The organism is Bradyrhizobium sp. WBAH42, from assembly GCF_024585265.1.
In the GTDB taxonomy this organism is placed as follows: Bacteria; Pseudomonadota; Alphaproteobacteria; order Rhizobiales; family Xanthobacteraceae; genus Bradyrhizobium.
The window spans coordinates 869,231-883,124 of the sequence record NZ_CP036533.1; the positions used below are offsets into that span (position 1 = coordinate 869,231).

Here is a 13,894-nt window from a genome sequence, read left to right on the forward strand (position 1 = left end):
GATGCCGGATTCCGAGCCTACCCACGACAATCCGCGCACCACGGCCAATCTGCCGGCCGTGGTGACGCCGGGCGAGGTGCTGCGCCCGACCGCCGATAGCTGGCTGCTGCGCGCCATCCGCACGCTGTTCGGCTGGAAGGCGGGGTCGGTGCGCGATGATCTCCAGGTCGTGCTCGACGCCTCGACGCCCGACGACACCGGCTTCTCCGCGGTCGAGCGCACCATGCTGCGCAACATCCTCGGCCTGCACGAGCGCCGCATCGCCGACGTCATGGTGCATCGCGCCGACATCATCGCGGTGAAGCGCGACATCCCGCTCGGCGAATTGATGGACCGCTTCGAGAGCGCCGGCCATTCCCGCCTCGTCGTCTTCGACGAGACGCTCGACGATCCCGTCGGCATCGTTCACATCCGCGACCTGCTCGCTTTCATGACCGCGCGTGCCCGCGTGTCGGAAGCCACCAAGACCAAGCGCAAGAAGCCGCTGCCGGCCGGGCTCGACTTGCGCGCGGTGGATCTCGCGCTGCCGCTTCACGAGGCGCACATCATCCGCAAGCTGCTCTACGTGCCGCCGTCGATGCGGGCGATCGACCTGCTCGCGCAGATGCAGGCCTCGCGCATCCATCTGGCGCTGGTGGTCGACGAATATGGCGGCAGCGACGGGCTGGTCTCGATCGAGGACATCGTCGAGCAGATCGTCGGCGAGATCGACGACGAGCACGACAGCGACGAGCCGCCCTCGATCGTGCGCCTCCCCGACAACGCCTTCATCGCCGACGCCCGCGCCAGCCTCGACGACGTCCGCTCGGTGATCGGCGAAGACTTCGTCACCGGCGAGGCCGGCGAGGAGGTGGAGACGCTGGGCGGCTATCTCGTCAGCTTCGTCGGGCGCCTGCCGGTGCGCGGCGAGGTGATCTCGGGCCCCGGCAATTACGAGGTCGAGGTGCTCGATGCCGATCCGCGCCGCGTCAAGCGGCTGCGCATCGCGACGCGGAAGGAGCGCCCGGCGCCCCGCACCCAGCGCGAGAGCCGGCGCCGTGAAGCCGCGCCGGAGAGCGGACAAGCGCCGGCCAGCGACACGCCCACGCCGCCGCCGAGCGACGGGACCGGCCCGCAGTGAGCCCATCGCAGCGCCTTCGGCAAATTGCGCTGGCCATCATCCTCACCTGGGGATGGCAGCGCGCCATCGTCGCCATGGCGGCCGGCGCGCTGTCGGTGCTGGCACTGGCGCCGTTCAACCTCTTTCCGGTGCTGTTCGTCACCTTCCCGGTGCTGGTCTGGCTGATCGACGGCGCCGGGGCCGGCCGCTATGGCGGCGTGCCCGCGGCGGCCTTGACCGGCTACTGGTTCGGGCTCGGCTATTTCGTGCCCGGCCTCTACTGGATCGGCTATGCCTTCTTCGTCGAAGCCGACATATTCGCCTGGCTGACGCCGTTCGCGGTGCTGGGCCTGCCGGCCTATCTTGCGATCTTCACGGCGATCGGCTTTGCGCTGGCGCGGCTGCTCTGGAGCAAGAACGCCACGCGCGTGCTGGCGCTCGCGGCGAGCCTCACCATCAGCGAATGGCTGCGCGGTCATGCGCTGACCGGCTTTCCCTGGAACGCGTTCGGCTATGCCCTCTCCGAGCCATTGCCGCTGGCGCAGACGGCCTCGCTGATCGGCCTGTGGGGCATGACGTTCCTGACGGTCGCGATCTTCGCGAGCCCGGCGACGCTGATCGACCGCACGCCCGATCGGCGCCTGCAATGGCGGGTGCCGGCCGCGGGCCTCGCGCTCCTGGTTGTCATGAGCATCTTCGGCGCGATCCGCCTGGCGCTGCATCCGACCACGATGGTGGCGGGCGCCAAGCTGCGCCTGATGCAGCCCAACCTGCAGCAGGACGCGAAATTCAACTACGCCGCCAAGCCGGAGGTAATGAAGAAGTACCTCGCGCTGTCGGACCGCGCCTCCGGGCCGCAATCGACCGGCGTGCGCGATGCCACCATCCTGATCTGGCCGGAATCCGCCTTTCCGTTCTTCCTGACCCGCGAAGCCGACGCGATGGCGCAAATCGCCGATCTCTTGCCGAAGGGCACGGTGCTGATCACGGGATCGGTCCGTGCGCCTGACCTGCCGCGGGGCACGCCGATCACGCGCGCCTACAACTCGATCTACGTGATCGATCACGACGGCAGCGTGCTCGCCGTGTACGACAAGCTGCACCTGGTCCCATTCGGAGAATTTCTTCCCTACCAGTCGTTGATGGAGAAGCTCGGTTTCGAGCAACTGACGCGTGTGCGCGGCGGCTTCATTCCAGGGACCGTGCGGCATGCGCTCCCCGTTGCCGGCGCGCCGCCGGCGCTGCCGCTGATCTGTTACGAGGCGATCTTTCCCGACGAAGTGGCCGCACGCAACGAACGTCCGGGCTGGATCGTGAACCTCACCAATGACGGCTGGTTCGGCATCTCGACCGGTCCCTACCAGCACCTGGAGCAGTCGCGGATGCGCGCGATCGAGCTCGGATTGCCGCTGGTCCGCTCGGCCAATACCGGCATCTCCGCAGTGATCGATCCGGTCGGCCGCACGGTGGCGAGCCTCGGTCTCGGCATCGAGGGCATTCTGGATGCAAATCTGCCGACGGCGATCCCACCGACCGTTTATGCACGGGTGGGTGATGTGCCCGCAGCGATGCTCGTCGCGGTGGCCGTGCTGTTGGCGGTCCGCCGACGAATAGGCAAACGCCAGCCCTGATCGCGCCGCCGCCGCAGCGGCCGGAATCCTTTGACAACCGTAGTCCCACGGTTGACAGACTGCACACGGGCTCCCCATTCTGCACCGGCTGCAAAAGACAGTGGTGCGTTGCTAAATTTCTCCGCAATGTTTCCCAATAACAGGGTTTGATTTTGCGATGTTGCACCCGAGGCATGCTTGATCATTGCGCCGAAGGTGGTGTTTGGAGGGCTGAGGAAATGTCGAAAGCGCCCAACCCTGTTGACAAATATGTCGGCAGTCGCGTGCGCATGCGCCGCATCATGTTGGGCATGAGCCAGGAAAAGCTCGGTGAAGCTTTGGGCCTGACTTTCCAGCAGATTCAGAAATACGAGAAGGGCACCAACCGGGTCGGCGCGAGCCGCATCCAGCAGATCGCGGAGATTCTGCAGGTGCCGGTGTCCTTCCTGTTCGAGGGCGGCCCGAGCGGCGTGCCGGGTCCGGATGGCTTCAGCGAGGGCGCCTCGCCCTCTTACGTCTCGGACTTTCTCGCGACCTCCGAAGGGCTCGCCTTGACCAAGGCGTTCACGCGAATCACGGATTCGAAGATGCGCCGCTCGATCGTCGATCTGGTCGAGCAGATCGCGGCCCGCGAAGGCCCCGACAAGCGCTGAATCGCCATCTCCACGGCGATTTGAGACTGCATCAAATCTGGCCTATGTCGTCATTTACGACCGCGCTTTGATGCGCGTCCGCTGCGATGATGCGATTCAAAGGCACAGATGCGCCCATGACCGACTCCAATTGGTTCGATTCACAAACTATTCTCGATGGCATCCGCCGCTGGGTGGAGATCGAGACACCGACGGAAGCACCTGAACAGGTCAACAAGCTGGTCTCCGTGGTCGCGGAGCAATACTGCGACCTGCCCGTCACGCTCGAGCGCATCGCCGGCACGGACGGCTGCGGAGACCATCTCATGGCGCGCACGAATTGGGGGCAGGAGCAGCCGGGCATCCTGGTGCTGAGCCACCTCGATACCGTCCATCCCATGGGCTTCATCGAGCGCCTGCCGTTCAAGGTCGAAGGCGACGTCGCGTTCGGCCCGGGCATCTACGACATGAAGGGCGGCGCCTACATCGCCCATCACGCCTTCCGCGCGCTTTGCGCGACGGGCGATCGCTCGCCGCTCGGCATCACGCATCTGTTCACCTCCGACGAGGAGATCGGCAGCCCGACGTCGCGCGCGCTGATCGAAAAGGAAGGGCGCAAGGCCAAATATGTGCTGGTGACCGAGCCGGCGCGCGACGGCGGCAAGATCGTGACCGGACGCAAGGGCGTCGGTCGCTTCCGGGTTTTCATCAAGGGCGTGCCCGCGCATGCCGGCTCGCGACCCGAAGACGGCCGCAGCGCCGTCCGCGAACTCGGCAACGTCATCCTGGCGCTGGAAGGGATGAACGATCTGGCGCGCGGCGTCACCGTCAATGTCGGTGTGGTGCGCGGCGGCACGCGTCCCAACGTCACGCCCGAGGATGCCTATGCGGAAGTCGATCTGCGCGTGGTGAGCCTCAAGGACGCAGACGAGTTCGTCGGCAAGATCCTCGGGCTGCGATCGAAGACCGACGGCGTCACCGTCATGGTCACCGGCGAGCTCAACCGGCCGCCTTACGAGAAGAGCAATGCAGGCGCATCGCTGTACGAGCATGCCCGAACGCTCGCCGGCGAGATCGGCTTCGAGCTGATCGACACCCATACCGGCGGCGGCTCGGACGGCAATTTCACCGCCCCGCACACCGCGACTCTCGACGGGCTCGGCGTCGACGGCAAGGGCGCGCACACCCATTACGAGCAGCTCTATGTCTCCTCACTGGCACCACGCGCGCGGCTGCTCCATCGCCTTTATCAGACGCTGCGATGAGCGAACGCAAGTCAACCCCCGATCGCGACGACAGCGAGCGCGCCTTCTTCGGGCGCCGCAAGGGCCACAAGCTCAGGCAACACCAGGCCGGGTTGATCGAGCAGCTGCTGCCGCATCTTGCGCTCGATATCGAGGGTGAGGCGCCGGCGGACGCCCGCGACATCTTCGATCCCGCAGCCGACGACATCAGGCTCGAGATCGGCTTCGGCGGCGGCGAGCATCTCGCGGCCGAGGCGCAAAACTTTCCCGCCACCGGCTTCATCGGCTGCGAGCCCTATGTCAACGGCATGGCCAAGATCCTCGCGCAGATCGAGGCGGCCAACATCGGCAATATCCGCCTGTTCGCGGGCGATGCCGCCGAGCTGCTCGCCTGGCTGCCCCGGAAGTCGCTGTCGCGGATCGATTTGATCCATCCCGATCCCTGGCCGAAGCGGCGACACTGGAAGCGGCGCTTCGTCCAGGACCGCACCATCGCGGCAATGGCGCGCGTGCTCAGGCCGAATGGTGAATTCCGTTTCGTCTGCGACATCGACGATTACTGCGCCTGGACGCTGTCGCATCTTGCGCGTTCGCCAGACTTCGTCTGGCTCGCCGAACGCGCCGACGATTTCCGGCAGCCATGGCCGGGCTACACCATGACGCGCTACGGTCGAAAGGCCGCGCGCGAAGGGCGCAAGGCGGCGTATTTGCGGTTCAGGCGGGTCGATTAGCCGTCATTGCGAGGAGCCCGCGATAAATTGCAAAGCAATTTGCGCTGGCGAACGAAGCAATCCCGAGTGCCTGCTCGGAGAGATTTCTGGATTGCTTCGCTACGCTCGCAATGACGACGCGCGGAACTAAATCGTCTGCCGGTTGCGCCAGAAATTCACGACGCGCTCGGCGGTCGTCGGCATCAGGCGCGTGAAGTTCACGCGCGCGGTCTCGATGTCGGCATCGGCCGGCGTGCGGTTCGAGCCGTACCAGAGCAGGATGAGCGCGCGCACCGTGGGCCAGCCGAGGTTCAGCACGCGGCCCAGGATCAGCAGCGGATCGTAGCGGTCGCCCGCGATCAGGCGGTCGAGGACCTGGAGGCGAACGCCCGACATCGCCGACAGCGCGGCGACCGATTCCTCGTATTTGTGCGCCTTGGCGAAACCGAGCAGCGCGCTCTCGCCGAGATGGCCCTCGCGATTCAAGGTCAGCACCGTGCGTTGTGCCGCGGAGAAATCGCGGCGCGGGCCCGGCGGCAGCGCGGCCTCCTCGATCGCGGCCATCGCGCGCTTGATCTCGACCTGGCGCACGGGATTGACCACGGTGGAGAGACGACGGCGGATGACGTCGAGCGTCCCGTCCAGCAGCAGCTTCAGATTCTCGCCGGAAAGGTCGTTGCGCTGACCGATCTTGAGCGTCAGCACGCCGTCCTGCGCCGCGCGCTTGATCATCTCGGAATAGCTGCCTGGCGAGAACACCGCACCGGCATTGGCGGCGGCACGCCGCACCACGTCGCGATCGCCGCGCTCGACCAGCACGTCGGTGACGGCGGGTGACAAAGCGGGACGCTCCGTCATCGCCAGCAGATGGCCCTGGCCCTTCAAGCGCGCGATCTCGACCAGAGCCGCCTCGTCGAGCACGGGCGAGCGGCGCAGCACGGGGCCGGCCACCATGATCTCGTTCTCGCGCGCGAGCTGATTGACGAGGTGCGGCGGCGCATTGTTCAGGCGCGAGAAGCGCTCGGCCAGATCAGCGCGGGAGGCGAGCTCGGCATGGGGGACGAGATCGATCAGGAGATTGTCGAAGAGATCGATCAGCTCGGGGCGGAGCTTGTCCGCGTCCCGGAAGAACAATTGAGAGATGGCACGCGCGATCTCGCCGCGGCGGCGCGGATCGCCGCGCTTGACGATATCGTCCAGTCCAGGAATGAGCGACGTGGCAACGGTCATGAAAACGCAACTCGAACGGGGCACGCCGCGGGTGCGCCCTTGGTTCAAGCCGCCCCACAATCGGAAAATCTAGGCCTGCTTGATGAAGGAAGCGTTGCGCAGGGCCTGCAGACGGGCGCAAAAAGGCCCCCGTTCTCGCTGCAATGGGCCTTGTCCGGGGGTTAAGAAAGCGCTATATCAGCGCCAATTCATCTTCTCATACGATCCGCGTAGTGAGAGTGGGCCCGAAAGGACCCGCTCTTTTTTATTACCTGAACGCGGCTCGGCGGGAGATGCGCCCGACGCGTTGTCGGGAAAGTTCCGAAGCGGGCTTTGAAATCGTAACCAAGCCTTAACCATCGAGCGCCCTGACCCTGGACATGACCGAACCGAACCCTGGTTCCACGGATGCCGAATTGCTGGCCGAGCCGCGGCTCGTGGTCGAGCCCGGCGTCGCGGCACGGGTGTCCGCGGTGGCAGGTCCCGTGCTCCAGGGCATGGGCTACCGCCTGGTCCGGATCCGCATTTCCGGGGAAGCCGGCTGCACCGTGCAGATCATGGCCGAGCGGCCCGACGGCTCGATGCAGATTGAGGATTGCGAGGCGATCTCGCGGGCCCTGTCGCCCGTGCTCGACGTCGCCGATCCCATCGACCGCGCCTATCGGCTGGAGATCTCCTCGCCGGGGATCGACCGTCCGCTGGTGCGCCGCTCCGATTTCGAGCGCTATTCCGGGCATCTGGTGAAGATCGAGATGGCGGTCGCCCATGACGGGCGGAAGCGCTTCCGCGGCACGCTCGGCGCGGTCGAGGGCGACCGCGTGCATCTGCATCGCGACGATGCCAAGGCTGGCGACGATGCCGACGTTCTCCTGACCATGGAGGATATCGGCGATGCGCGGCTGGTGCTGACTGACGAGCTGATCGCCGAATCCATGCGCCGCGGCAAGGCCGAGGCGCGCGAGATGCGGCGCAATCTCGGTCTCGAGCCGCCGCAGGCACCGCACGCCAAGATCAGCGAGAAGACCACCAAGAACACCAAGCCGAAGAAGAAGCCGGCCCCGACCAACACGAAGAAACATCGCCTTGCCGCCGAACGCGCGCGGCGCGGCGAGATCGAGCCTGACCAAGGAGACTAGCCATGGCAGTCAGCGCCAACCGACTTGAATTGCTTCAGATCGCGGACGCCGTCGCGCGCGAAAAGTCGATCGACCGCGGCATCGTCATCGCAGCGATGGAAGACGCCATCGCCAAGGCGGCGCGCGCCCGTTACGGCAGCGAGACTGACGTTCATGCCGAGATCGACCCGAAGAAGGGCGAGCTGCGGCTGTCGCGCCACATGCTGGTGGTCGACAAGGTCGAGAATCACTCCAACCAGATCTCGCTGGTGGACGCGCAGCGCGCCAATCCGGGCGCGCAAGTAGGCGACACCATCGCCGACACCCTGCCGCCGCTGGAATATGGCCGCATCGCCGCGCAATCGGCCAAGCAGGTGATCGTGCAGAAGGTGCGCGAGGCCGAGCGCGACCGGCAGTACCAGGAATTCAAGGACCGCATCGGCGACATCGTCAACGGCGTCGTCAAGCGCGTCGAATATGGCAGCGTGATCGTCGATCTCGGCCGCGGCGAAGCCATCATCCGCCGCGACGAGATGCTGCCGCGCGAAGTGTTCCGCAACGGCGACCGCGTCCGCGCCTATATCTTCGACGTCCGCCGCGAGACGAGAGGCCCGCAGATCTTCCTCTCCCGCACCCATCCGCAGTTCATGGCGAAGCTGTTCGCGCAGGAAGTGCCGGAGATCTACGACGGCATCGTCGAGATCAAGGCGGTGGCCCGCGATCCCGGCTCGCGCGCGAAAATCGGCGTGATTTCCCGCGATTCCTCGGTCGATCCGGTCGGCGCCTGCGTCGGCATGCGCGGCTCGCGCGTGCAGGCCGTGGTGAACGAGCTGCAGGGCGAGAAGATCGACATCATTCCCTGGTCGCCCGACATCGCGACCTTCGTGGTCAACGCGCTGGCGCCGGCGGAAGTCTCCAAGGTCGTCATCGACGAGGACCGCGAGCGCATCGAGGTCGTGGTGCCCGACACCAACAACCAGCTCTCGCTGGCGATCGGCCGCCGCGGCCAGAACGTGCGCCTGGCTTCGCAGCTCACCGGCTGGGACATCGACATCCTGACCGAGCAGGAGGAATCGGAGCGTCGCCAGGCCGACTTCGAGAACTCCACCCGCGTCTTCATGGAATCGCTCAACGTCGACGAGGTAGTCGGCCAGCTGCTGGCGTCCGAAGGCTTCACCTCGGTCGAGGAGCTCGCGATGGTGGACGTCAAGGAGCTCGCCGGCATCGAGGGCTTCGACGAGGAGACCGCGCAGGAGCTGCAGAACCGCGCCCGCGAATATCTCGAGCAGCAGGAAGCCGAGCTCGAGGCGAGGCGCAAGGAGCTTGGCGTCGAGGACGCGCTCAAGGACGTGCCCGGCGTCACCTCGAAGATGCTGGTGAAGTTCGGCGAGAACGACATCAAGACCGTCGAGGACCTCGCCGGCTGCGCCACCGACGATCTGGTCGGCTGGACCGAGCGCAAGGAAGGCAGCGAGCCGACCAAGCACGCCGGTGCGCTCGACGGAATCGACATCTCCCGTGACGACGCCGAAGCGATGATCATGCAGGCCCGCGTCAAGGCCGGCTGGATCACCGAGGCCGATCTCGCCAAGCCGGCCGAGGAGGCCGAGGCGACCGAAGATCAGCCGGCTTAAGGGCAAAGGAGAATGTCGCCCGGATGCTTGCAGATTCCGACCTCGAACTTGACCATGGCCCGCGGACCGAAAGGTCCGCGACCATGCGCATGTGCGCGGTCAGCCGCGAGGTCCGGCCGATCGACGAGCTGATCCGCTTCGTCGCATCGCCTGACGGACAAATAGTTCCCGATCTCAAGCGCAAGCTGCCCGGACGCGGGATGTGGCTCACCGCCTCACGCAAGACGGTTGCGGAAGCGGTGCGGCGTCACCAATTCAGCAAAGCCTTCAAGCGCGAGCTGCGCATCCCTCAGACGCTTCCCACCGACATCGAGGCGCTCCTGGTCCGGAGCGTAACCGAAGCCCTTGGGATCGCCGCCAAGGCGGGCCAGGTCGTGGCCGGCTTCGGCAAGGTCGAGAGCGCCCTTCGGGAAGGGACGGTCGAGGTCCTGATCCATGCCAGCGACGGGGCCGCGGACGGAATCCGCAAATTGGACATGCTGGCGCGCCAGAATGCCGGGAATCGCGGTGCTAAGGCGCAGATTCCCGTCGTTACCGCTCTGAAATCGTTAGAATTGGATTTGGCACTGACCCGGTCAAATGTGATACATGCTGCCCTGCTCGCGGGCCCGGCGAGCAAGTCATTCCTGTCACGTAGCCAGATCCTGGTCCGATACCGGATGGCGGACGACGACAAGACTGCCGAAAAACCCGGCCAGGATTTCTGAGAGACAACGACGACCCAATTGGATGGTGCGGCAACGCACAACACTGATAAATCAGGATTAGGACTGCTGAATGGTTGATACCAAGACCCCTGGCGACAAGAAGCTGAGCGTTCCGAGCAAGACGCTATCGCTCAAGCCGCGCGTCGAAACGGGCACCGTGCGCCAGAGCTTCAGCCATGGCCGCAGCAAGCAGGTCGTGGTCGAGAAGCGCGGCAAGCGCCGCATTGGCGACGGACCCGAGCCGCACGCGCCTGAGGTGACGGCAAAGCCCGCGCCGGCCGCCCCCGCCGCGCCGTCCCGTCCCCGTGGTAGCCCCCAAGCCCACCCACAAGCCCGGCCCGCAGAAGGAGCGCGGGCGCCTGACCGTCGTCACCGCGCTCAATGCCGACGAAGTGCGCGAGCGCTCGATCGCCTCGTTCCGCCGCCGCACCCAGCGCCTGAAGGGCCACGCCTCGAATGAGCCCAAGGAAAAGCTCATCCGCGAGGTGGTCATTCCGGAAGCGATCACCATCCAGGAGCTCGCCAACCGCATGGCTGAGCGCGCGGTCGATGTCATCCGCATGCTGATGAAGCAGGGCGCGATGCACAAGATCACCGACGTGATCGATGCCGACACCGCGCAGCTGATCGCCGAAGAGCTCGGCCACACCGTCAAGCGCGTTGCCGCGTCCGACGTCGAGGAAGGTCTGTTCGACGCTACCGACGATTCGACCGACACCGAGACCCGTTCGCCCGTGGTGACCGTCATGGGTCACGTCGACCACGGCAAGACGTCGCTGCTCGACGCGCTCCGTCACGCCAACGTGGTCTCCGGCGAAGCCGGCGGCATCACCCAGCACATCGGCGCCTATCAGGTGACATCGCCTGAAACCGGCAAGAAGATCACCTTCATCGACACGCCCGGCCACGCAGCGTTCACCGCGATGCGCGCCCGCGGCGCCAAGGTCACCGACATCGTCGTGCTGGTGGTCGCGGCCGATGATGGCGTGATGCCGCAGACGGTCGAAGCCATCAATCACGCCAAGGCGGCAGGCGTGCCGATCATCGTTGCCATCAACAAGATCGACAAGCCCGATGCCAAGCCCGAGCGCGTGCGCACCGAGCTGCTCCAGCACGAGGTGCAGGTGGAATCCTTCGGCGGCGAAGTCGTCGACGTCGAGGTGTCCGCCAAGAACAAGACCAATCTCGACAAGCTGCTCGAGATGATCGCGCTCCAGGCCGAAATCCTCGACCTGAAGACCAATTCGGAGCGTCCCGCCGAAGGCACCGTGATCGAGGCCAAGCTCGATCGCGGCCGTGGTCCGGTCGCCACCGTGCTGGTCCAGCGCGGCACGCTCCGCGTCGGTGACATCATCGTCGCCGGTGCCGAAATGGGCCGCGTCCGCGCGCTGATCTCCGATCAGGGCGAGACCGTGCAGGAGGCCGGCCCCTCGGTGCCGGTCGAAGTGCTCGGCTTCAACGGCCCGCCCGAGGCCGGCGATCGTCTCGCGGTGGTCGAGAACGAAGCCCGCGCCCGCCAGGTCACCAGCTACCGCGCGCACCAGAAGCGCGAGAACGCGGCAGCCTCGATCTCCGGCATGCGCGGCTCGCTCGAGCAGATGATGTCGCAATTGAAGACGGCGGGCCGCAAGGAATTCCCGCTGATCGTCAAGGCCGACGTGCAGGGTTCGCTGGAAGCCATCCTCGGCTCGCTGGAGAAGCTCGGCACCGACGAGGTCGCCGCCCGCATCCTGCATGCCGGCGTCGGCGGCATCTCGGAATCCGACGTGACGCTGGCCGAAGGCTTCAACGCCGCGATCATCGGCTTCTCGGTTCGTGCCAACAAGGAGGCCGCTGCGGCCGCCAAGCGCAACGGCATCGAGATCCGCTACTACAACATCATCTACGACCTCGTGGACGACGTGAAGAAGGCGATGAGCGGCCTGCTCGCGCCGACCTTGCGCGAAACCATGCTGGGCAATGCCGAGATCCTGGAGATCTTCAACATCTCCAAGGTCGGCAAGGTCGCCGGCTGCCGCGTCACCGACGGTACCGTGGAACGCGGCGCCAATGTGCGCCTGATCCGCGACAATGTCGTCGTGCACGAAGGCAAGCTGTCGACGCTGAAGCGCTTCAAGGACGAAGTGAAGGAAGTCCAGTCCGGCCAGGAATGCGGCATGGCCTTCGAGAATTATCACGACATGCGTGCCGGTGACGTGATCGAGTGTTATCGCGTGGAGACGATCCAGCGCTCCCTGTAAGTCCAAATCTTACCGAAGCGTTCGGATCTTTTTGAACTGAGATTGCGGGAGTGCGATGGCCGGATTTTTCCGGCCATCCACCCCTCTTCGTTTCAACAGGACACATGACAATGCCCGTGTCGAAGGCACGGGCATGACGAGGTGATTTTCGAAAAAATGCCACGGCATCATCAGAAGAAGAGTTCCGCGCCCGGCGGCTCGCAGCGTCAGCTGCGCGTCGGCGAGCAGGTTCGCCACGCGATGGCCGATATTCTGGCGCAAGGCAATGTGCATGATGCTGATCTGGAAGGTCACATCATCACCGTGCCGGAGGTGCGGATGTCGCCCGACCTGAAGCTCGCGACCGTCTACGTGATGCCGCTCGGTGGCCGCGACACCGAGATCGTGATCGCTGCGCTCGAACGCAACAAGAAGTTCCTGCGCGGCGAGGTCGCGCGGCGCGTTAACCTGAAATTTGCACCTGACATTCGCTTCCGCGTCGACGAACGATTCGACGAAGCGGAACGGATCGAGAAGCTTTTGCGAACGCCTGCGGTGCAGAAGGATTTGGAACAGGATCCGCATTCGGATCGGGAAGAAGAGCAATGACCATGGACCCGGCTCACGGCACGATCGGCGGCAACGACACCGACCAGCGCGACGTGCAGAACAACAATTTCGCGGAGAATTCTCAGCCGCATCAGGAGCCGCGCCGCGTCAACAACGATCCGCGCGCCAAGCAGCAGAAGGGCAACCAGGTCCGTCGCGACCGCCGTGATGTCCATGGCTGGGTCGTGCTCGACAAGCCGATCGGCATGACCTCGACGCAGGCGGTCGCCGTGCTCAAGCGGCTGTTCAACGCCAAGCGCGCCGGACACGCCGGCACGCTCGATCCGCTCGCCTCCGGCGGGCTGCCGATCGCACTCGGTGAGGCCACCAAGACCGTCCCCTTCGTGATGGACGGCCGCAAGCGCTACCGCTTCACGGTCTGCTGGGGCGAGGAGCGCGACACCGACGACATCGAGGGCCGGGTGACCGCGACCTCGGACCAGCGCCCGAGCCGGGAGGCCATCCTCGCCCTGCTGCCCCGCTTCACCGGGGTGATCGAGCAGGTCCCGCCGCGCTATTCGGCGATCAAGGTCCAGGGCGAGCGCGCCTATGACCTCGCCCGCGACGGCGAGGTCGTGGAGCTGGCCCCCCGCCCGGTCGAGATTCACCATTTAACCCTTGTAGATCAACCGGATAACGGCCGGGCCGTGTTCGAGGCCGAATGCGGCAAGGGCACCTATGTGCGGGCGCTGGCCCGCGATATGGGCCGGATTCTCGGCACTTACGGCCATATCTGCGCGCTCCGGCGGACCCTGGTCGGCCCATTTGGCGAAAACGACATGATTCCGCTGGATCAGTTGGAGGCTTTGTGCGATAGAGCCGCGTCCGGCGAGGGCAGCCTCGCCGACGCGCTTTTGCCCGTTGAGACCGCGCTGGACGACATCCCGGCACTGGCCGTCACTCGGGCTGATGCGGCAAGGCTCCATCGGGGCCAGGCCGTTTTGTTGCGCGGACGGGATGCGCCCACTTGTAGCGGCACAGTCTATGTCACGGTGGCAGGCCGTCTTTTGGCGCTTGCCGAAGTTGGCAATGGCGAAATCATCCCCAAGCGTGTGTTCAACCTGACCGGCCTGACTGCCAGCCCCGGTCGCAACGAGAGAAATTGA

11 protein-coding genes and 1 pseudogene are annotated in these 13,894 nt (G+C 65.6%); 11 read left to right on the top strand and 1 reads right to left on the bottom strand.

What is annotated here, in order from left to right; genetic code table 11:
* Position 1: 1 nt before the first annotated feature.
* The 5 genes from DCG74_RS04125 to trmB all read left to right on the top strand — a co-directional run bounded on the left by DCG74_RS04125 (position 2) and on the right by trmB (position 5,316).
* Positions 2–1,120 (top strand): hemolysin family protein, encoded by a 1,119-nt coding sequence (locus DCG74_RS04125; protein WP_246709078.1) that lies wholly within the window; start codon positions 2–4, stop codon positions 1,118–1,120.
* Positions 1,117–2,730, top strand: coding sequence for an apolipoprotein N-acyltransferase (gene lnt / locus DCG74_RS04130; protein WP_172789363.1), 1,614 nt, complete (start codon positions 1,117–1,119; stop codon positions 2,728–2,730). Before DCG74_RS04125 ends, lnt begins: the two co-directional genes overlap by 4 nt.
* A 218-nt stretch (positions 2,731–2,948) precedes the next feature.
* Positions 2,949–3,362: a helix-turn-helix domain-containing protein gene (locus DCG74_RS04135; protein WP_018319423.1), complete on the top strand. Its 414-nt coding sequence runs from the start codon at positions 2,949–2,951 to the stop codon at positions 3,360–3,362.
* A gap of 86 nt (positions 3,363–3,448) precedes the next feature.
* A complete protein-coding gene (locus DCG74_RS04140) occupies positions 3,449–4,606 on the top strand; it encodes a M20 family metallopeptidase (protein WP_172789362.1) in 1,158 nt (385 codons plus the stop codon).
* On the top strand, positions 4,603–5,316 hold the full coding sequence (trmB, locus tag DCG74_RS04145) for a tRNA (guanosine(46)-N7)-methyltransferase TrmB (RefSeq protein ID WP_172789361.1): 714 nt from the start codon (positions 4,603–4,605) through the stop codon (positions 5,314–5,316). The genes DCG74_RS04140 and trmB overlap by 4 nt, the downstream gene beginning before the upstream one ends.
* A gap of 126 nt (positions 5,317–5,442) precedes the next feature.
* On the opposite strand, the gene DCG74_RS04150 is transcribed toward trmB, so the two are convergent.
* The gene (locus tag DCG74_RS04150; protein WP_172789360.1) at positions 5,443–6,525 is read right to left on the bottom strand and encodes a DUF2336 domain-containing protein; all 1,083 of its coding nucleotides are present in this window, start codon (positions 6,523–6,525) and stop codon (positions 5,443–5,445) included.
* Between the two features lie 359 nt (positions 6,526–6,884).
* Between DCG74_RS04150 and rimP the strand changes: the two genes are divergently transcribed.
* The 6 genes and pseudogenes from rimP (at position 6,885) to truB (ending at position 13,894) form a co-directional block, all read left to right on the top strand.
* Positions 6,885–7,640, top strand: coding sequence for a ribosome maturation factor RimP (rimP, locus tag DCG74_RS04155; RefSeq protein ID WP_172789359.1), 756 nt, complete (start codon positions 6,885–6,887; stop codon positions 7,638–7,640).
* A gap of 2 nt (positions 7,641–7,642) precedes the next feature.
* Positions 7,643–9,253 carry a transcription termination factor NusA gene (gene nusA, locus DCG74_RS04160; protein WP_172789358.1) on the top strand — a complete coding sequence of 537 codons (1,611 nt, stop codon included), beginning with the start codon at positions 7,643–7,645 and terminating at the stop codon, positions 9,251–9,253.
* Between the two features lie 23 nt (positions 9,254–9,276).
* Entirely contained in the window at positions 9,277–9,960 is a 684-nt protein-coding gene (locus tag DCG74_RS04165; RefSeq protein ID WP_172789357.1) for an RNA-binding protein, read from the top strand.
* Between the two features lie 70 nt (positions 9,961–10,030).
* Positions 10,031–12,200, top strand: a pseudogene (gene infB, locus DCG74_RS04170) (translation initiation factor IF-2).
* A gap of 156 nt (positions 12,201–12,356) precedes the next feature.
* Positions 12,357–12,788: a 30S ribosome-binding factor RbfA gene (gene rbfA / locus DCG74_RS04175; protein WP_036008998.1), complete on the top strand. Its 432-nt coding sequence runs from the start codon at positions 12,357–12,359 to the stop codon at positions 12,786–12,788.
* Positions 12,785–13,894, top strand: coding sequence for a tRNA pseudouridine(55) synthase TruB (gene truB / locus DCG74_RS04180; RefSeq protein WP_172788571.1), 1,110 nt, complete (start codon positions 12,785–12,787; stop codon positions 13,892–13,894). The genes rbfA and truB overlap by 4 nt, the downstream gene beginning before the upstream one ends.